At 44.0% G+C, this 19,507-nt stretch carries 12 protein-coding genes and 1 pseudogene; 6 read left to right on the top strand and 7 right to left on the bottom strand.

Translation table 11 applies throughout. From position 1 onward, the window contains the following. Positions 1-74 precede the first annotated feature (74 nt). The 4 genes from MC7420_RS33505 (at position 75) to MC7420_RS33490 (ending at position 7,022) form a co-directional block, all read left to right on the top strand. Positions 75-2,873 carry a CHAT domain-containing protein gene (locus MC7420_RS33505; RefSeq protein ID WP_006106298.1) on the top strand — a complete coding sequence of 933 codons (2,799 nt, stop codon included), beginning with the start codon at positions 75-77 and terminating at the stop codon, positions 2,871-2,873. A gap of 928 nt (positions 2,874-3,801) precedes the next feature. Further along, entirely contained in the window at positions 3,802-4,425 is a 624-nt protein-coding gene (locus MC7420_RS33500; protein WP_006106283.1) for a DUF928 domain-containing protein, read from the top strand. A 586-nt stretch (positions 4,426-5,011) separates the two neighbouring features. Continuing rightward, entirely contained in the window at positions 5,012-5,746 is a 735-nt protein-coding gene (locus tag MC7420_RS33495) for a sterol desaturase family protein (RefSeq protein ID WP_006106324.1), read from the top strand. Between the two features lie 151 nt (positions 5,747-5,897). Further along, a complete protein-coding gene (locus MC7420_RS33490; RefSeq protein ID WP_044211187.1) occupies positions 5,898-7,022 on the top strand; it encodes an AAA family ATPase in 1,125 nt (374 codons plus the stop codon). A gap of 103 nt (positions 7,023-7,125) precedes the next feature. Here the strand turns inward: MC7420_RS33490 and MC7420_RS33485 are convergent, their stop codons facing one another. Together MC7420_RS33485 and MC7420_RS33480 are read right to left on the bottom strand one after the other, a co-directional pair. Then, positions 7,126-7,527 (bottom strand): hypothetical protein, encoded by a 402-nt coding sequence (locus tag MC7420_RS33485; RefSeq protein WP_006098269.1) that lies wholly within the window; start codon positions 7,525-7,527, stop codon positions 7,126-7,128. Positions 7,528-7,650: 123 nt separating this feature from the next. After that, positions 7,651-8,717, bottom strand: a protein-coding gene (locus tag MC7420_RS33480; protein WP_157453276.1) for an ISKra4-like element ISMich2 family transposase whose coding sequence is annotated in 2 segments (ribosomal slippage) — positions 7,651-8,561 and positions 8,561-8,717 — 1,068 coding nt in all. Because the reading frame shifts where the segments join, the coding sequence is not laid out codon by codon here. Between the two features lie 147 nt (positions 8,718-8,864). On the opposite strand from MC7420_RS33480, the gene MC7420_RS33470 reads away from it, so the two are divergent. Continuing rightward, positions 8,865-9,317, top strand: coding sequence for a hypothetical protein (locus tag MC7420_RS33470; RefSeq protein ID WP_006106280.1), 453 nt, complete (start codon positions 8,865-8,867; stop codon positions 9,315-9,317). Between the two features lie 106 nt (positions 9,318-9,423). Here the strand turns inward: MC7420_RS33470 and MC7420_RS33465 are convergent, their stop codons facing one another. From MC7420_RS33465 to MC7420_RS33450, 4 genes and pseudogenes are all read right to left on the bottom strand, one after another. Next, positions 9,424-11,478 carry a response regulator gene (locus MC7420_RS33465; protein WP_006106307.1) on the bottom strand — a complete coding sequence of 685 codons (2,055 nt, stop codon included), beginning with the start codon at positions 11,476-11,478 and terminating at the stop codon, positions 9,424-9,426. Then, positions 11,471-15,436, bottom strand: coding sequence for a GAF domain-containing protein (locus tag MC7420_RS33460; protein WP_006106278.1), 3,966 nt, complete (start codon positions 15,434-15,436; stop codon positions 11,471-11,473). The genes MC7420_RS33465 and MC7420_RS33460 overlap by 8 nt, the downstream gene beginning before the upstream one ends. A 102-nt stretch (positions 15,437-15,538) precedes the next feature. Further along, positions 15,539-16,291 (bottom strand): tetratricopeptide repeat protein, encoded by a 753-nt coding sequence (locus MC7420_RS36000; RefSeq protein ID WP_006106321.1) that lies wholly within the window; start codon positions 16,289-16,291, stop codon positions 15,539-15,541. Between the two features lie 278 nt (positions 16,292-16,569). Continuing rightward, positions 16,570-17,537: pseudogene (locus MC7420_RS33450) on the bottom strand (homogentisate phytyltransferase). 188 nt (positions 17,538-17,725) lie between these two features. On the opposite strand from MC7420_RS33450, the gene MC7420_RS33445 reads away from it, so the two are divergent. Next, positions 17,726-18,403, top strand: coding sequence for a lecithin retinol acyltransferase family protein (locus MC7420_RS33445; RefSeq protein ID WP_006106299.1), 678 nt, complete (start codon positions 17,726-17,728; stop codon positions 18,401-18,403). Positions 18,404-18,583: 180 nt separating this feature from the next. On the opposite strand, the gene MC7420_RS33440 is transcribed toward MC7420_RS33445, so the two are convergent. Further along, a complete protein-coding gene (locus MC7420_RS33440; protein ID WP_006106279.1) occupies positions 18,584-19,273 on the bottom strand; it encodes a Bax inhibitor-1/YccA family protein in 690 nt (229 codons plus the stop codon). Between the last annotated feature and the right edge of the window lie 234 nt (positions 19,274-19,507).

Genomic DNA, 19,507 nt, shown 5'->3' with positions numbered 1-19,507 from the left:
TGACGATTGCCCATAATTGCAAAGCTGTAAAAACAAGGATTGCAGTGACTTTTTTGCCCCGCATCAGACTGAAAATGGCTGTAAGGCGATCGCGAACTCAAAAAATAGCGATATTCTCCTCACGCCTCAAGGTTTTCAGTCGCTGTATCGGGTTAGGATTACTCACATTGTTCCTGATAATGTGGGTGTTTCCCACCCTAGCGCAGCATCCGCCGATACCGCTTACGGGATCAACTCAGATTCAAGTCTTGAGTCGGGAACAGTATCACAGGGAACAGGATATAAACTCAGTTCAGGAGGATGACAATGCTTTAACTCAACTCGAACAAGGTAAAGCCCTCTATGCAGCGGGGCGCTTTTGGCAAGCGATTAGGGTTTGGCAACAGGCGATGCAAGGGTATCAAGATCGAGGCGATCGCATCCACCATGCCCTGAGTTTAAGTTATCTCTCCTTAGCCTATCAAGAGTTGGGACAATGGCAGGAGGCGGAACAAACGATTACCCAAAGCTTAAATCTAGTCGCTAATCTGCTCAAACCCACCCCCAATCATCAACGCCTTCTCGCCCAACTACTGAATACTCAAGCCAGTCTCCACTATGCCCAAGGACAAATGGAAGCGGCTTTAGATACCTGGAAACAGGCAGAACAGGCGTATCAAGACGCGGGGGATCAAACGGGTATATTCGGGAGCCAAATTAATCAAGCCCAAGTTCTACAAGCGTTGGGACTCTATCGGCGATCGCAGATTACCTTAGAGCGAGTGCAAACCCAACTCCAAACTCAAGCCGATTCGTTACTCAAAGCCGCCGGATTACGGAGTTTGGGCGTCGCGCTGCAAGTGGTGGGTAATCTGGAGGAATCACAACAGGTTTTGCAGCAAAGTTTGGCAATAACTCAGCGCTTCGATTCAGCATCAGACCAAAGTGCGACGCTATTTAGCCTGGGAAATACAGCTAGAGCGTTACAAGAATTTGAAGAGGCGATCGCCTATTATCAACAAGCCGCCTCAACAGCAATCAGCCCTCTCACCCAAGTTGAAGCCCAACTTAACCAACTCAGCCTGCTGATTGAAACCCAAAATTGGACAGACACCCAAACCTTAGTCCCCCAAATTTACGCTCAATTATCCAACTTACCCCTAAATCGGGCGGCGGTTTATGCTCAAGTGAATTTTGCTGAGAGTTTGATAAAAATGGGGAGCAGAGGTGCAGGGGATCAGAGGGAGATGGGGGAGTTATCTCAATACTTAGTCAGGGCGGGTTTTGTAGACACGTTACCACCATCAATAGCTAACAGAAAGTCTCTAAACCCGCCCCTACACCCTCAAAACCATACCCTCGAAGATCATAAAGGGTTTCCCCGCGCGATCGCCCAATTGTTAGCTAGAGCGATCCACCAAGCCAGACAGCTTAATGATACAAGAGCCGAGTCTTACGCCTTGGGTCAATTGGGACATCTTTATATGGAGACACAGCAGTGGTTAGAGGCGCGAGGGTTAACGGAGAAGGCGTTAACTTTGGCGCAAGGAATACAAGCCACTGAAATCGCCTATCGTTGGCAATGGCAACTGAGTCAGATACTCCAACATCAAGGTAATCTGACAGGCGCGATCGCGGCAAATCGAGAAGCGGTTCATACCCTGCAATCCTTACGCAGTGATTTGGTGGCGATTAATCCTGATGTACAATTTTCCTTTCGAGAAACCGTTGAACCGATTTATCGCAATTTGGTGGAATTGCTCTTAAGAAATCAGCCGACGCCAGAGCAGCTCCAAGAAGCTCGTGAAACCATTGAATCCCTGAGATTAGCAGAATTAGAGAACTTCTTTCGGGAAGCCTGTTGGCAAGTGCAACGCCAAGCTATTGACCAGATTGATCCCCAAGCTTCGGTCATTTACCCGATTATTTTGCCCAATCATTTGGCGGTTATTGTCTCCCTACCCGGAAAACCCCTGCGCTATTTTCAAACTGATGTAACTGAGACTCAAATCGACAGCACCATTGAGCAACTCCTACAAGCCTTAAATCCCGTGTGGTCTACTAAAGAACGGTTACGCCTGTCCCAACAAGTTTATGATTGGCTGATTCGACCGATTGAACAAGAGTTAAAAGAGAATGAGATTAAAACCCTGGTCTTTGTTCTGGATGGTGCGTTGCGGAATTTGCCCATGGCGGCGCTCTACGATGGAGAGCAGTATCTGATTGAAAACTACAATATCGCGCTATCCGTAGGATTACAACTGATCGAGCCGCGATCGCTCCTTCCTCAGCAACTGAAAGCCTTAACTGCTGGACTCACCGAGGCGCGGGACGGTTTTCCGGCTCTCCCCGCTGTGGAATTGGAAGTGGAAAACATCGCCGCCCAAATTCCGACTAAGGTCTTTTTAAATCAACAGTTTACCCATCAAGCGCTGCAAGAGCAAATTGAAGCGACTCCCTTTCCAGTGGTTCATCTAGCGACTCATGGACAGTTTAGTTCCAAAGCCGAGAACACATTTCTGCTCACTTGGAATGGGCGGATCAAGGTGAAAGATCTGGATCAACTCCTGCAAACCAGACAGCGACAGAATACCAACCCGATTGAACTGCTCGTTCTCAGTGCTTGCCAAACGGCGACAGGGGACAAGCGAGCGGCTTTGGGATTGGCTGGATTAGCCGTGCGATCGGGCGCTCGTAGTACTCTAGCAACCTTATGGTCAGTTAATGATGAATCGACGGCTCAGTTGATGGTTGAGTTTTATCGACAACTCACCCAATCTCAAGTGAGTAAAGCCCAAGCCCTGCGTCAGGCTCAACTCACTCTTCTACGTCAACCTAATTATCAGCATCCCTTTTACTGGGCGCCCTTTGTCTTAGTCGGAAATTGGCTTTGACGCAAAGCCTGTTCCCTGAATGACAGAAGGCAGAGGGGAACAGTAGTGCGAGCGTCTCGCTCGCTATTAGTCTCGCTCGCTATTAGTCTCGCTCGCTATTAGTCTTGCTCGCTATTAGTCTCGCTCGCTATTAGTCTTGCTCGCTATTAGTCTTGCTCGCTATTAGTCTTGCTCGCTATTAGTCTTGCTCGCTATTAGTCTTGCTCGCTATTAGTCTTGCTTGCTATTAGTCTCGCTCGCTATTACAGCGCTTCGCGCTGTCATGAAGTACAGTCAGTAGATCAAAGTCCCCCTTTTTAAGGGGGATTTAGGGGGATCGACAATGTACCGCATAGCAGAGCAAACTGCTGTAAGCTGTCATGCATTTAAATTGGGTATTAGTAGCGAGCAAGATGCAAAGCCTGCGGCATGGCTTCGCTAAACGCACTACAAGGCTTTCGCCATTATTGACATTAAGGTTTAAATGCCGAACAGCTTAGCTATTGGGTAGAATTTTTTATCTATCGAGGCTGAGAAGCTTGCACTAAATCAACTTTAATCGTCGTCAAAAGCTTTATTTTTAAGGGTTTCCGGTTTTTGCAGTAAGCCCTACCTATTGTCTAAGTATTGACAAACGTGAAGAATTTATGTTTATAGGCACGGTTCATTCCACGTTATGATACTATACTGGGTATTAATAATAATTAAGGGGTGTGACCCCACACTCCACGATAAAAACTAAGTGTTAACCGGGGCGACACATCCAGGGTTGTAGGTACTCTCTCATTCTTCAGTTGCTTTACTAGGGAATTGGTATGCTCAAAAATAAATAGACAAATTGCCATTAATTTAGTAAAATACCTGTTTTATTTGTCTGTCTGTTATGGGATGCCGCTTAAAATCCCTGTGATGCACTACAACTCATTCTTCTTCACGAGGGTTTTTTATCATGGCTTGGAAACATACACCTCAACCGCTTGCATTTTTGTCAGTAGGTCTTTTCCTAAAGCTGCTACTGGTTGGTAGTTTAGCTGTATCATTACGTGCTGAAACCATACCCCTGTCTGAAACAGCCAGTGCGACCTTTATTCCCGACAGGAAAGGAGCGCCCAAAGATTCAGCCGGGGGAGCCTCACGGGATGGTGGTGTATGCCCCAATGACACAAGTGAGCTGGGAACATCAGTCGCACCGTTCCAATTAGCCACAAATCATGGATTCACGGTAGCCGAACGTCCCACATTCTTTGTTTACATCCCACCAACAGTAGCTCAAGACGCTGTATTTATTCTCAAGGATGAAACAGAAGAGTATTTCTACCAAAAAACCGTATCACTTCCTAACCAGAGAGGTTTGGTCAGCTTTAAACTACCCATTGATGCACCAACTCTGGAAATTGGCAAGACTTATCAGTGGTCGTTTTTACTCATTTGCGGACAATCCCTCCGACCCGATAGTCCTAAAGTAGAAGGGCAAATTCAGCGCATTCAACCTGATCCCGCCTTACTCAGCAAACTTCAGCCATGGTCTCCTGTCGATAGAGCCGCTTTTTATGGAGAGGAAAGTATTCAATAAGTAGGGCTTGCTGCATGAGTGTAGATGGTATACCACACAAGGGTGGAAAGCCATTTTTTGACCCAACCAGTGTTTTCGTTTTGATGCCTAAACGGTCAAAAACCTTGCCATGCAAGCTTAAAAAGGCGTTTTTATTAGGGGGATTTGACCAGACATGATACAGCGCTTTGCGCTGTAATAAAGTACAGTAGATCAAAGTCCCCCTTCAGATCCCCCTTCCGTCCCCCTATTAGATCCCCCTCCCGTCCCCCTTAAAAAGGGGGAAGCCAGCGGATGCTTCGCTTTTTGTTCCATGGGGGAAACCAGATGTTGCTTCGCTTTTATTGCACGGGGATGCGAGGGGGATCGACAATGTACCGCATAGCAGAACAAACTGCTGTATCAAACGTCAATTTGAGGAAAGATGCCCAAAATCTATCTGTGGGCATTTTTTATTAATTAACTAGATGTGAGACCATAAGTAAGTCGTTGATGATAGCGTCAATGGCAATAGTTTCATTAAACATTAAATATGTACCTCTTTGAAAAAGCATCTGAGGGGAATTCAATTAGCTGAAGTCAGATTTAAAAATAAAAAGGAGGAAATTTGCAAATTACGAAGGAGTTAACAAACCACTCATTTGAGTATTATTACTTAGTCTTTTTTGGAATCACTCTTGTCCGATACTTTCTTATTGCTGGGGGAGCCTATTGGCTCTTTTATGTCGTTCTGGGAAAGTTCCTCGCCAACAACAGTTTGCGTCTGAAGCCACTGATGAATGATTCCATCAGAAATGATATCGTATTATCGATTTTATCGGCAACTGTTTTTGCTTTTTGTGCAGCGCTAATCTTATCAGAGTACGGTTTGGGAGTAACACTCCTCTATACTAACCCAGATGACTATGGACTGTGGTATATAGGAGTTAGTTTTGTTGCCGTGCTTGTGCTTCAGGATACATACTTTTACTTTATCCACCGCCTTTTTCACCACCCTTGGCTGTTTAAATGGATGCATTCTGGGCACCACCGTTCGGGAGAACCAACGCCCTGGAGTTCCTTCGCCTTTGATCTACCCGAGGCAATTATACAGTCACTCTTCTTTGTGGTTGTAATCTTTATCGTTCCGCTCCATTTCATCACCTTGGCGGCGGCACTAATTACGATGACAATATGGGCAGTAGTGTCTCATCTGGGATTCGAGCTATTTCCCTCATCATTTCTTCACCACTGGCTGGGGAAGTGGTTTATCGGGGCAACATATCATTCGATACATCATCGCCAGTACACTGTACACTACGGATTGTACTTTACGTTCTGGGATAAGTTGCTTGGTACTTAACTGCCTTGGATGTCCAGCCCCCACCTCCGTAAGTTAGGCGTTTGGCAAAAGAATAGCGTAAAAATCGGAATGTGGGTGAATCCATATCGTTTACAATAAGTACATTCGCTCACAAGTTCTTTCAATTTACACGGCTAAGAATCATTAGGTTATGCTGCAAAGACTATATGTACACAACTTCAGATGCCTAGAAAACTTTGAGCTAATCCTAAAGGGAATGCCATCTGCTCTGTTGATTGGAAAAAATGGTTCAGGTAAATCAACAATTGCCGATGCATTAGAAGTACTTCAGAAAATTAGTCAAGGTGTCAATAGAATACGCGACCTTGAACAATTAGACATTATTAGCTCGAAAGATTTTGCTCGAAGAAGATCTGATGTTCCGATTCGCTTTGAAATAGAAGTATTACTTGATCATAAATTGTACAACTATGTTTTAGCATTAGAGTTACCGGAAAAATTTAGCGAACTGCGAGTTTCTGAGGAGCAATTGCTAGTTTCAGGAGATCCAATTTACTCTCGAAAAGAAGCTCAAGTCACTCTTTACAGCAGCACCCAAAATCGTGAGGCTCAGTTTCGGTTGGATTGGCATCTGGTTGCCCTTCCCGTAATTCAGGAGCAATCTGAGACTGATCCGCTTCATATTTTTAAGACTTGGCTAGCTCAGATGATCATTTTAGCGCCAATCCCCAGCTTGATGACAGGAGACTCCAAGGGCGACACCTTGGAGCCAAGGCGAGATGGTTCAAACTTTGGGGAGTGGATTTCTGGATTACTCAGTCGCTATCCTGCTGCCTACACAAAGATTTATAGATATCTCCGAGACGTTATGCCAGATATTCAAGATTTTTTGAATCAACCAGTTGGCAAAGACTCCAAAAGCATGATTGTTCGGTTTGAAGCCAATAATGCGAATCTTCATATTAATTTTAAAGACTTATCTGACGGTGAAAAATGCTTTTTTGTTTGCGCTGTTGTGTTAGCTGCTAACGAATATTATGGTTCAAGTTTTTGCTTTTGGGATGAACCGGAAAATTATCTTTCCTTATCAGAAATTGGTTATTTTGTAATGTCATTGCGACGTTCATTTAAGCAGAAAGGACAAATTTTAGCGACATCACACAATGAAGAGGCTATCCGAAAGTTTTCGGATGACAATACTTTTGTCCTTGATCGAAAAAGTCACTTAGAGCCAACTTTGGTCAGATTGCTCAGTGATATTCCTGTGACAGGCGATCTGATAAATACCTTGATTTGTGGCGACATAGAGCTATGAGTCCAAACCAGTATAAACCTCACATTCTGGGAGCATCCCATTTTGGAAAAGAGAGAAAAGTTATTCGCGATTATAACTCGCGAATAATTACTTAATCTAAATATTAGATATCTTCTTGCTCAGAGTCAAAAGAAATATCTAGTAAGCTATTTTTAAGAGAATCAATAGTTTTTTGTAATTCGGACACTATCGTTCTTCTGGCGACAGACATCACAGAAGCAACATGGGCTTCACATCCAGCCTTACCTAAGTGCTTATATTTACTTAACTTGTGTGTGTCACTTGTGGTTGTGAAAGTGGGTGAACTAGCCTGTAGTTTGTAGTACCAGTAAACTTTTTGTGACTGTCGGACTTGATAACGTGCTACCCAAGCATCTGCTGGGGCGAGTTTTCCTTGACGCTCAAAGAAACTTTGGTAGGTTTCAAGACTAGCAATTGCCGTCTGTAAACGAGTTATTCTTTCCAGCTTATCGTGTTGTGACTTTCTGGAAACCCTTTTGCCCATTTTTCTATCTCCATGATGATATATTCGCCATTCTAACTCGCGAATTTATCAAAAATGGGCGGTACTTCAAGTCCTTATATCAATTCTCTGTAAAAATGCGCTTAATAATTAGGGAAGTTGGCATTAAATAGCCAGTTGACCGTTTAAATAAGCACAACGAAGTTGTAAAATGTTAACCACGTTTTCTTTGAGCCACTGGGCGCCAGTTAGTTTAACACGATGGCTAATTTGTTTGACGGCTGACTCGACGGCTCCGCTGCCAATTGAACAAATTTGTTCCTGTTGATAAGATTGATAATTGATTAACCTTTGACGGTGCTTGTTTAGATAGCTAATAAAGTTGTTTCCTCCTAGGGGTTGAGCTGACTTCAACAACTTTATCGCCTCGGATGCCTGTCCCGTCCACAGGTCAGCTTCTAACTGGTCTTTGATAGATTTTTTGGTTTCTATTTTATGCAGGTTTTCGGTCAGGTGATACCAGTCTAAAACTTCGATTCTATCCTTATTCTCCCCAATTTCGGCAAAGATGTTCCATATCCCATCATGTCCATCCCCTAAACAGTACAAGGGTGAGGTTAATGTTTGACTATTTATCCAATCCGTTAAAGATAGATTATCTTGAAAGAAAGCTCCGTAATAAATTCCTTGTAAGCGAGCTGTTTTATATTCTTGCCAAAAACTCGGTTCTCCTTTCTCTGCCGTCCTCAAGCGAATTTTTCCGCCATCAACGCTTATCTCTGATAATCCTTGTTTGAGATCCGGAAGCGGTAATTCAATTTGATTCACTTTCCGATGATGCGTGGAGTGACCAACTTTTAGCCCCGTTAACAAATACAAATCACTCTCCGCATTTTGATAAGATTCATTGGCGCTTAAAAGAAGACAGCATTTTTCTAGCAAAGGGCTATGGCGTGTATAGGCTTCTATCCCTAAAGCATCTGCTTGTTTTTTGGTAATCTTTAGTTTTCCCAGGCAGCTTTTTAGGGTTCGGGTTTTCCCGCGTCGGGTTTGGGTTTTTTGGGTGATAAAAAAAGGGCGATTTGGGGACTAACGTATTCTAAAATTTGGTTTCTGACTGTAATTTCGATGTCAGCTAGGGTTTCTAAACTGTCTGTGTCACTATTGTTGTACAGAATCTCACTTGCTCGTCTTAAACAAGCTTCCAGTTCCAGGCGTTCGGCTTGGTTCATCAGTAAACTTTGTGAATATCTCCATCTATATTATGTCACCTTGAGTCGTTCAAGTATACACGGAGATTTAATTCGCGAGTAATAACCGCGAATTAAAAATCGACCTTTCCCGGCTATTTGCCAAAATGGGATGCTCCCCACATTCTTGTGTTACCTGAAGACGATGCTAATCGCCAGATTGCCAACGGATTTATTCAATCTCCCAACCTTAATGCTCGTGCTATTCAGGTTTTGCCACCCGCTGGTGGTTGGCAAAGAACCGTGGAACAATTCACGAATGATTATGTGCGAACAATGCGAAAATTCCCACAAAGAATGATAGTGTTGCTGATTGACTTTGATAACCGTGAAAATCGGTTGAGTTACGCACAGAGTCAAATTCCAGATGACCTCAAAGAAAGAGTATTCATTCTGGGAGTGCAATCTGAACCTGAGAATTTAAAGCGAGATATCAACAAAAGTTTTGAGGAAATTGGAGACGTTCTAGCACAAGACTGTTCGGATAACACGAATGAATTGTGGGGACATGAGCTTCTCAAACATAACAAAACTGAGTTAGAGCGTATGATTTTATCTGTCAAACCCTTTCTGTTCAATTAAAAGTTACACCCTTTTGCCACGGCGATTAAAATCGTTGCTACATAAACATACAGCGCTTTTCAACTAAGTTATCAAGCAGGTTTTATGGGCGCACGTCGGTGCGCCCCTACAGTGTTGGTGCTTGGCGCAAAGGAATCATTTTAAAGACGCGAATCAAATCGGCTTGACGAATCGGTTTACTAATATAATCATCCATCCCCGCCTTTAAACACGTTTCTCGATCTTCCTGCATCGCATTAGCTGTCAACGCAATAATCCAAGGGCGCTGGGAGTAGTTTTGGCAAATATAACGGGTAGCGGTTAAACCATCCATTTCTGGCATCTGTACATCCATCAATATTACGTCATAAGATTGACGGGAGATGGCATCAAGAACTTCCTGTCCATTACTGACCAAATCAGCTTGATAACCTAAACGTTTCAACAGCAATAATTCTACCTTTTGATTGACTATATTATCTTCAGCCAAAAGAATCCGTAACGGCAACTGTTGGGCAAGAGGTGAATCTCCAGATTCTGGTGAAGCAGGCTGAGACTTAATAGCAGTCGCTTGCCTTCCTAAAACTTGAGTCAACGTATTATAAAGTTGCCCAAGTTTAATCGGTTTAGGTAAACAAGCAGCAAAATGACGCTCAATTAAAGACGTTTTAGTCGTCATTTTTCCTATAGGCGTTAATAATACCAAAGGCAATTCTTTGAAACCTGATTGGTTGTGGATTTGTAGACCCAGAGTTAGCCCGTTCATTTCGGGCATTTGCCGATCGATAATTGCCACATCAAAGGCTTCTTTCTGATTGAGCCAAGCCAAGGCTTCATTTCCCGATTGAGTACTTCGGGCAATCATGCCCCAACATTGGGTTTGCTGGGTTAAAATTTGGCAACTTGTCGGATTATCATCAATAATTAAAACTCGTTTACCTGCAAGCTGAGGTTGAGGAGTTATTAAATTCGGTTCAGACGCATCTTGATCTACGCTTAAAACAACACAGAAGGAAAAAGTAGACCCTTCACCCAAGGTACTGTCTACCCAAATTTCTCCCCCCATCATTTCACTTAATTGTTTAGAAATAATTAAACCTAGTCCCGTACCCCCATACTGGCGAGTGGTTGAAGAATCCAGTTGACTAAAGCGTTGAAACAAACGGTTAAAACGGTCTTTAGGAATACCAATTCCTGTGTCTTTTACCGAAAACAAAATACAAACAGTCGGCGAGGTATGGCTATCCTGGTTTTGAGTCGAATTGGTGACATAGCAATGTTCAACCTTGACTGAAACGCTAACTTCCCCCACATCAGTGAACTTAATTGCATTACTCAACAAATTGATCAGAATTTGGCGCAGGCGGGTGACATCTCCGACCAGAGTAGAGGGGACTTCTGGATCAATAAAATAAGTTAATTCTAATCCCTTTTGTACGGCTTTGGGCGCAAACAGATCAACAGCGGTTTCCAGACAGTCACGTAGATTAAAGGGTTTGAATTCAAGTTCTAGTTTACCCGATTCAATCTTGGCAAAATCTAACACATCATTAATTGTGATCAGTAGGGTTTCCCCACTTTGGCGAATCGTTTCTACCAAATCCTGTTGATGGGCATCCAGTTTTGTATTCTCTAAAATTCCGGTTAACCCAATCACCGCATTCAGAGGGGTGCGGATTTCATGGCTCATGGTTGCCAGGAATTCACTTTTCGCTCGGTTAGCGGCTTCTGCGGCTTCTTTTGCCTCTGCTAGGGTAGCGTTTTGAGCTTGGAGTTGCTGTTGAATATGGCGTAAAGTTAGTTGGGTTTTAACCCGCGCTATCACTTCTTCGAGTTGAAAGGGCTTTGTAATATAGTCTACGCCACCCACTTCAAAGGCTTTCACTTTATCCCAGACTTCATCAAGGGCGCTCAAGAAAATTACCGGAATTTCGGCGGTTTTCTCGTCAGCTTTCAAGCGTTGACAAACTTCATACCCATCCATTTCCGGCATTTTAATATCCAGCAAAATTAAATCTGGCGGATCAGTATTAACCGCATTCAGTGCCTGTTTCCCACTAATGACCCGACGAACTTCATAGCCTTGGTTCGCCAGCATGGTAAACAAAATACGTAAATTATCAGGGATATCATCGACAATTAATATGTCTCCCTTGATGGCTTGAGATTGACGTTCACTCATGAAGGAGGGGCTGTGTTAAATCCACTATGCGATCAAAACAAAGGGTGTTAACCCATTGGGTTAAGGTTTGAGCCAGAGATAGTTGCTCTTCTGGAATTTGGGCAATAAGCTGGATTATCACTTTCTCTCTAGCGCTGAGTGCAGCTTTGTGCAGTTGTGCCAGCCATTCAATCGGCATTTGTGCCAACCTTTCTTGTAAAGCAGTTTCCTGCAAGGGTGCTGGCAACGTATCCGGCGATGTGAGAGAGAGAGGTTCAGCTTCTGCATACAAATAACGCACGCCTAAATGTTGCGCCATTTTTTCAAAGATAACCTCTTCCTGAAACGGCTTGCTAACGAAATCGTCGCAGCCTGCGGACAAAACAACCGATCGCTGTTTATCGAAAACACTAGCAGTCAAGGCTATAATTACCGTGGCTTGACCCTGCAACGATTGTCGAATTCGACGAGTGGCTTCATAACCATCCATCACAGGCATCCGCATATCCATCCAAATCAGGTGAGGTTGCCAACTCTGACAACGTTCAACAGCTTGCTGTCCATTTTCCGCTTCCTGCACCTCAAACCCCATCGGTGCGATTAGATTAACCAGCAACACCCGACTTTCCCATTTATCATCAGCAATCAGAATCCGATAGGTGGGTTGATTGGGGGCTAAACCAATCGCCCGTTTAGACTGTTGAATCTCAATGTCAGCCGCTTGAGCGGGATTAACCTTAATTGTAAACCGAAACGTTGTTCCTTGACCCAATACACTGCTGACGGCGATGGTTCCTCCCATCAGTTGGACAAATTTCTGGCTAATCGGTAAGCCTAATCCTGTGCCTTCTTGAGATTTGCGCCCGGTTTCGGTTTGGATAAAGGCTTCAAATAAGGTATCGAGTTCGGCTGAGTCAATTCCTGGACCTGTGTCTTCGACTGCAAAGGTGATGAGGGATTGAGGATTGGGGATTGGGGATTGGGCAATTATATCCCGTTCCCCAAACAGGGCGGGTTTAGTGTAGAGACGCGCCATGGCGCGTCTGTGCAAGGGGGTAACCTTATCAGTCAAACCTGGTTCTACAGATTGGTTTCCCGACGTGCCTAGAGACATGCCATGGCACGTCTCTACAGACAAGGTTACACTCCCTTCCCCGGTAAATTTAATTGCATTTCCCAATAAATTAATTAAAACCTGACGCAACTTACTCTCATCCGTCCGCACATATTGGGGAACGTCAGAATCACAATTAAAGATTAGCTGTAAGCCCTTTGATGCCGCTTTGAGCTGGAGCATTTCTTCTAAACTTTTGAGTAAGCGATACAGATCAAAACTGGTTTCATTCAGTGTAATCCGACCCGCTTCTATTTTAGACATTTCTAGTACATCATTGAGCAACGTGAGTAAATGCTCACCACTGCGAGCAATAATTCCTAAATACTCCTGTTGAGTTGAAGTTAACGTCGAGTCGCGGGTCATTACTTGGGCAAAACCCAGAATCGCATTCAAGGGAGTCCGTAGTTCATGACTCATATTCGCTAAAAACTCACTTTTAGCCCGGTTCGCCGCATCAGCCGCTTCTTTGGCATCTTTGAGTTGAGCCATGAGAGCGGCTTGTTGTAGCGCCACGCCCAACTGATTACTCACCTGTGTCAGTAAACTAATTTCTGCGGCGTCCCAATGACGGGGACTGGAGTTTTGATACGCCCCCAATAATCCCCACAGCTTGTCACCGACAAAAACCGGGCTTAAACAGTAAGCTTTGATATGAAATACCTCTAACAATTTGACATGGCAGGTCGAGTAAATCCTTTGGTAAATATCATTAACGACAATATTTTCATGACTTTTGAATCGGCCCCCTTGATTTTTTTGTAAACAGGTATCTGACCAAACCGATTTCAGCTCAGAACCGACTAAGGGCGACCAACCTGATGCTACTGATTCGGAGACAAAATCTCCACTCCAGTCCGGATTAAATTGATAAACTACGACGCGATCGCAGTTAAGAATTTGCCGTACTTCTTGGGTCGTCGTACTAAAAATCTGATCAATATCTAAGGTTTGGCGAATGCTTTCAATCACCCGTGCTAATGCCCGCGCCTGTTCAGCAGCCTTGGCTTGCTGGACGGCTTGAGCTTGCAATAACTCCAAATATTCCGACTGTTGCAATGCTACCCCTAATTGGGCTGCCACTTGCATAAGTAACTTAACTTCCCGTTCTTGCCAATGGCGGGGTTTACTATGTTGAAAAGCACTCAGCATTCCCCATAGTTTTTCCCCTTTAAATAACGCCACAACCGCAAAGGATTTAATCCCAAATGATTCTAAGGTTTCAATATGACAATCGGTTAAATTTGCTTTATAGATATTATCAGCAAAAAATGCTTCATTGTGGCGTAATCGACCACCTTGATATTTACTTAAATAGGTATCATCCCAAGCACTCCCCACCAGTTTTGGTAAATCTCCTGCTTCCGATTCAAAAATAAAATCGCCGAAATAATCCTCGCGGAATTTATAAATGGCAATTCGTTCAACATCCAACAATTGCCGGACTTCGGTAGCCGCCGTTTGGAAAATTGTATCTAAATCTAACGTTTGGCGAATTTTATCGATAACCTGAGCTAACGCCCTTTCCCGTTCCGCTTCCTGGGCTAACTCATCCGCCCGTTGTTGTAATTGCGCCTCCAGTGTGGTTTGCAATTCTGCCGATCGCCGTTGGGCTTTTCCGAGGAGTTCAGCTTGTTGAATCGCTACCCCTAATTGAGCGCTAATTTGCACCAGAAAATTAATATCTGTCTCATCCCAGGATCGCGGTGCGGAATTTTGAAACGCGGCTAAAAGTCCCCAGAGGTTTTTACCTTTGTAAATCGCAATAATTGTGTATGCTCTTGCCTGATAGCGTTCTAAGCTTTGAATATAGCAATCCGAAAACCCGGCGGTATAAATATCACGACAAACCCGAAAGACTTCACCTTTGATAAAGTCCCCGCCTTCAGTTTGCTGGAGATAGGTATCAATAATTTGAGGATTGGCTAAGGATTTAATACTACAATTACTAATATTTTGGCATAACTGGGGATCTTGATATTGCCCTTGGACTAATGGTTTCCAGCCCTCAGCCACCGATTCAACCACGAATTCACCACTCCAATCGGGATTAAACCGATAAATTGCCACCCGATCCGCATTCAGCAACTGCCGTGCTTCTTGAGTTGTCGTCTGGAATATAGTATTAATATCGAGCGATCGCCGAATCTTATCAATAATAGCCGCAACTGCTTTTTCTCGTTCAACCGCTTGATTAACCGCTTTCGTCAATAACTCTGACTGCATCTGCAATTGCGCCACAAACTCCGCTTGCTGCAACGCCACACCTAAATGAATGGCAATTTGATGGACAAACTCGATTTCATTACTTTGCCATTGACGGGGGCGCGAACATTGGTGAATACACAACAACCCCCAAAGCTGATTCCCCTTGAGTAACGGCACAACCAAGTTAGCTCGAACTTGGAAACGTGATAAAATTATAATGTGACAATCGGGTAAATTCAAGGCATAAATATCTTCAGCCGCCCAAATCCGCCCCTGCTGATAATGAGTCGCATGTCTTTCGCCGAAACACTCATCCTCTATTTTGGTGGCGATGGCTGACGTAAACGGCGACACTACATCTTCAGAGACAACTTCCCCACGGCGACAGCCAGACTCTGGATCAAAGCGAAACATCCCCACCCGATCCGCATTCAGCAGTTGACGCACTTCTGTAGCGGTTGATTTAAAGATACTCTCCAAATCCAGAGATTCCCGAATTTTAGTCACCACAGCCAACAGCGCCTTTTGCTGGGCAACTTGAGTCGGTTCTGGCATTCTCATCGCGTCCAATTGTGCCACACGCGATCGCAGATAGGCTAATTCTGCTTGGAGTGACTCGTAGGTTTTGGCGTTGAGAACGATATCCTGATCAGACATGATAGGGTTTTGGGTGAGGGGGTGCGGGGGTGTAGGGGTGTAGAGGTGTGGGGGTGTAGGAAGATGGGGGAGAAAGAGGATAACTTCCTGAAAAACACCCTTTTACCCAAATTTACCTTGTTCTTTTAGCGCTTGTCGAATTCTTAACTGAGCTTCCTGATCATTAGGATAACGGACAATTGCCTCTCGCCAAACGCTGAGGGCTTCATCCAATTGACCCTTTTGTCTCAACGCATCTCCTAAATACCAATACGCTTGTGGCTTTTTAATATTGAGGCGAATCGCTTCCTGATACTCGTCTATAGCCGCCTGCCAATTTTCTTGTATCATCCAGCTATTGGCTAGATTTAAACGTAAAATAGCCTTGTCAGGAGACTGTTGACTCAACGTCTGATACGACTCAATTAGCGTGTCTAGTCGATTAATGTTTGATAGGATTAAACCGACGCTAAAAGGAATGTCTGTGTTTTGAGGATGGCGCTGGATCAACTCCTCAACAATAGGCATCGCTTCATCAAGTTTCCCTTGCTCAATCAAGGCTTGGGCTAACTTGACATACCCATCCACCGTTTTTGGCGATCGCGCGATCAGATCCTGGAAGACAGCTACCGCTTCATCCCATTTATTTTGTGCCAGGAGTGTATTACCTAGCAGTAAGCGCACCATATCATTACTGCGTTGTCGGTGAATCACTTGGCGAAATACCGTTTCCGCTTCTGGGTAATCCTGTTGCTGATAAAGGGCGATCGCCTTTTGAAACAACGACGCGATCGCGATCGTCTTACCAATCAAAAAAATAACCGTTACTAAACCGACACTAACGACTGTAGCCGCTATCCAACTTAAATTAAACACAGATTAGACAGATTAATTGAATAACACCGATTACACAGATTGAATGAGATAAGCAGAAAATGAGCGATTGAGTGACAAAGATTGACACAGAAAATTAAATAATCCCTCCGACAAGCTAATCATCCTCTTTCCATTGAAAACTAACACCTCCGTGTCATAGGGTGTGACTAACCGAATACCTCCCCACCACCATCTTCTCTTTAAATCTGAGAAATCAGTGTTCCTAACATCCTACCTCCCCACCTCAGTCTCCCCCATAAATCCGTGTAATCAGTGTTTCAGGCTAATAAACATGCAGTAGGAAACATCAGATATTCCAAAAAGAACAGTTTCCAGATAAATTGATAGAAACTGGCGATCGCGACTTTATCCTGCAAATCTACATCCTGACTACGCCACCAAACCAAAACTAAAGCCGCCAAGTGTGTTATCCCCAAAACAAGCGGGTTAACCACGTCAAACAGTAGCACTCCACCGAGAATCATACCCAAATAACAGAGGGTAATAATCCATCGGGTGATGTTAAACACTGCTGGCTTACCCAGTCGAATCGTGAACGTGGTGATATGTATAACTTATCTCCATCAATATCAGGGACATCCTTAAAAATCGCGATCGCGACAGTAAACACCAAAACAAATAACGTCAATCCCCACACCGCAGGCGTTGGCGTCATCGCTTCACCTTGTTGCCATACCCAGCTAAAATGCAAGAATAGTCCTAAATTGACCACAGCACCTCGCACTGAGAAGATACAAAGTGCTGCCCAAAAGGGAAACCGCTTCAATCGGATAGGTGGTAAGGAATACGCTGTACCAATGGCTAAACTGACGCTAACCATGAGAAATAACCAGCCTCCCAGTATCCGGGCTAACAGTAACGCACAGAGTCCAGCTATGGTAACAATCAGTTTAGCTTGTCTTCTGGAAAACTCCCCCGCCGCGATGGGAAGATGAGGCTTATTAATCTGGTCAATTTCCACATCTTCGAGTTGATTGAGTCCCACAATGTAGATATTACCGCAACAGCAGGATATCCAAGTACCCAAGAGTTGAGTTAAATTTGAGAGTGCGATCGCACCGTCGGTAATCGCTAAGGCAATCACATACAATGCCAATACACTTAGAGTAGTACCGATGATCGTATGAGGGCGAGAAAACTTCCACAAGGCATAAAACCAGCCTGTGGGTTGCTTAAGCGGGTTGAGAGGGGCAGAAGTCAAGGTTGATGGAGAAATTTGGCTCATTCTGGAGTGTAATAGGCTTTCCCATTCGATTTTACTCTCTTGAAGGACATCGAAACATCAATCCCCACTCGTTTACTCTTTTCTTGACGGTGAAATTCACAAAACAAAGAACGAATGACGTAGCTTGGTTCTGGCGACAGCGAGTATAACAAATGAAAAATGACGTAAACAAATAACAAAAGGCAAGTATGGCACGAGGCGATCTAATCTACGCTTATCGAGAATTGTTCAACCGACAAGGCGTCTACAAACATTATGGGATTGACTGTGGCGACGGTACGGTTATCCACTACCGCAAACCCAGTGAAACCATTGAACGCACCTCTTTACCGACATTTGCTAGAGGTGGAAAAATCTATGTCAAAGAGTATCCCACTCATTTTATACCTGATGTAGTCGTTCGCCGCGCTGAAAGTCGTTTAGGTGAACGAAACTATAACCTGCTATCTAATAACTGCGAACACTTTGCCGTCTGGTGTAAAACTGGCGTCAGTAAAAGTCCGCAAATTCAAAATTTTATTCCCATTATTACTCAGATGAATACTGAGAACTTATACGAACCGATTAAACGAGCGCTACAAGAGAAAGATCCGGACAAAGCCAATCGCTTATTAACCAAAGCCCTAGCCGAGATTAAAGGTGTTTGGAATACGCTGCAACCGCAGTACAATCAAGATGTCCGAGAGATAAGCGCTTGGCAGAAAGTCGCCATTCAAGCGCTGAAACAAAACCGGGAAGACTTAGCACGGGCGGCAATTGTCCGGAAGAAAGACTATGAGAAACGGGCGCAGGAGAATAAAGAAAAGTTAGATCAGCTTGCTCAGATGACGGAAAACTTGATCCGCAATCGGCTGAATGTGAAATAGATTTTGCCTTAAGTTTACTGAAACTATGACATCCATTGAATTAGTATTACTGATTCTCATACTATTTCTGTCTGTTTTTGTCCAACCAGATAAAAGTAAGCGTGACACTACTAATGAATGAATTTTTTTAATAGTAATCTCACGCTTAGCTATAGAATTAGGCTATAAGATAGAACAGGTTTAGCGACGAGACGATAGCGCCATCACAATCCGCAGCAAATACCAGAATAGCAATGCCACTGACGCAAATAATTCTAGTGAAGCTGCAACATAGTGATGGGATGAGTAATGATGCATCACCTTAGAAGTATCGTAGAGAATCGCGGCGGAAGCAAAAGCAACCATAACCACGGAAAAGAATAAGCCCAAGGTAAAACCAAAAATTACGCTACAGATAATTAGTCCCAAGGCTACTAATCCACCAACTTTTAAGATACCACCCAGAAAACTAAAGTCTTTGCCTGTAGTAAAAGCAACGGCGGTTAAACCAGCAAACATGAGAAGGGTGAGTATTCCCGCCGTTGGGATAACAGTGGGATCTGAGAAATAAGCTGCAATGTACAGAATCGGGGCAAAAATCAGGGCTTCCGCAACAACGTAAATCCCCAATCCAGCGTACTGAGTGTTGACCGAATCCGCCTTAGCCGCTAACTCTCTGGAGAACCAACCGAGTACCGCAAAACCTGCCAGAATCGCCAGCCAGCTAAACCGACTTGCCGTGACAAACTGGGTTAATAGGGCGGCTATGCCAGTTTGAAAGAGTATAAACTCTAAAGCAATAAACGCTCCCACCGCCCCAGCCAGATGCATGTAGGTTTTCTGAATAAATTGAGCGCGTTCACTGGGGGGTGCTTGTGCAACTGTAACCATAGATTTCCTCCTTACTTGGGTAAGTTCTCTTGGTCGCAAAGCTGATGTATAAATACTATTTTACTTGAGTCGTGAATTGCCATCCTACTGGAGAAGGCTTTAGGCGATCGCACTCGATAGATCTTGCCAGCGCTGATGCCACAATTGCTGCATCTTTTGGATAATCTCAGGTAAATCCTGAAACTCCTGACTTTGTTGATTGATTTCCCCGGCTAATCCCTGAAGTCGGTTAAA

The sequence above is a fragment of the Coleofasciculus chthonoplastes PCC 7420 genome (assembly GCF_000155555.1).
GTDB classification, from domain to species: Bacteria; Cyanobacteriota; Cyanobacteriia; order Cyanobacteriales; family Coleofasciculaceae; genus Coleofasciculus; species Coleofasciculus chthonoplastes_A.
The sequence above is the reverse complement of the archived record's forward strand: the minus strand, read 5'-3'. Positions and strand labels throughout refer to the sequence as shown.

Excerpts from the sequence above, each read along its gene's own strand:
- MC7420_RS33505 (WP_006106298.1), top strand. The coding sequence starts at position 75 with ATGGCTGTAAGGCGATCGCGAACTCAAAAAATAGCGATATTCTCCTCA.
- MC7420_RS33500 (WP_006106283.1), top strand. The coding sequence starts at position 3,802 with ATGGCTTGGAAACATACACCTCAACCGCTTGCATTTTTGTCAGTAGGT.
- MC7420_RS33490 (WP_044211187.1), top strand. The coding sequence starts at position 5,898 with ATGCTGCAAAGACTATATGTACACAACTTCAGATGCCTAGAAAACTTT.
- MC7420_RS33485 (WP_006098269.1), bottom strand. The coding sequence starts at position 7,527 with ATGGGCAAAAGGGTTTCCAGAAAGTCACAACACGATAAGCTGGAAAGA.
- MC7420_RS33465 (WP_006106307.1), bottom strand. The coding sequence starts at position 11,478 with ATGAGTGAACGTCAATCTCAAGCCATCAAGGGAGACATATTAATTGTC.
- MC7420_RS33460 (WP_006106278.1), bottom strand. The coding sequence starts at position 15,436 with ATGTCTGATCAGGATATCGTTCTCAACGCCAAAACCTACGAGTCACTC.
- MC7420_RS33445 (WP_006106299.1), top strand. The coding sequence starts at position 17,726 with ATGGCACGAGGCGATCTAATCTACGCTTATCGAGAATTGTTCAACCGA.
- MC7420_RS33440 (WP_006106279.1), bottom strand. The coding sequence starts at position 19,273 with ATGGTTACAGTTGCACAAGCACCCCCCAGTGAACGCGCTCAATTTATT.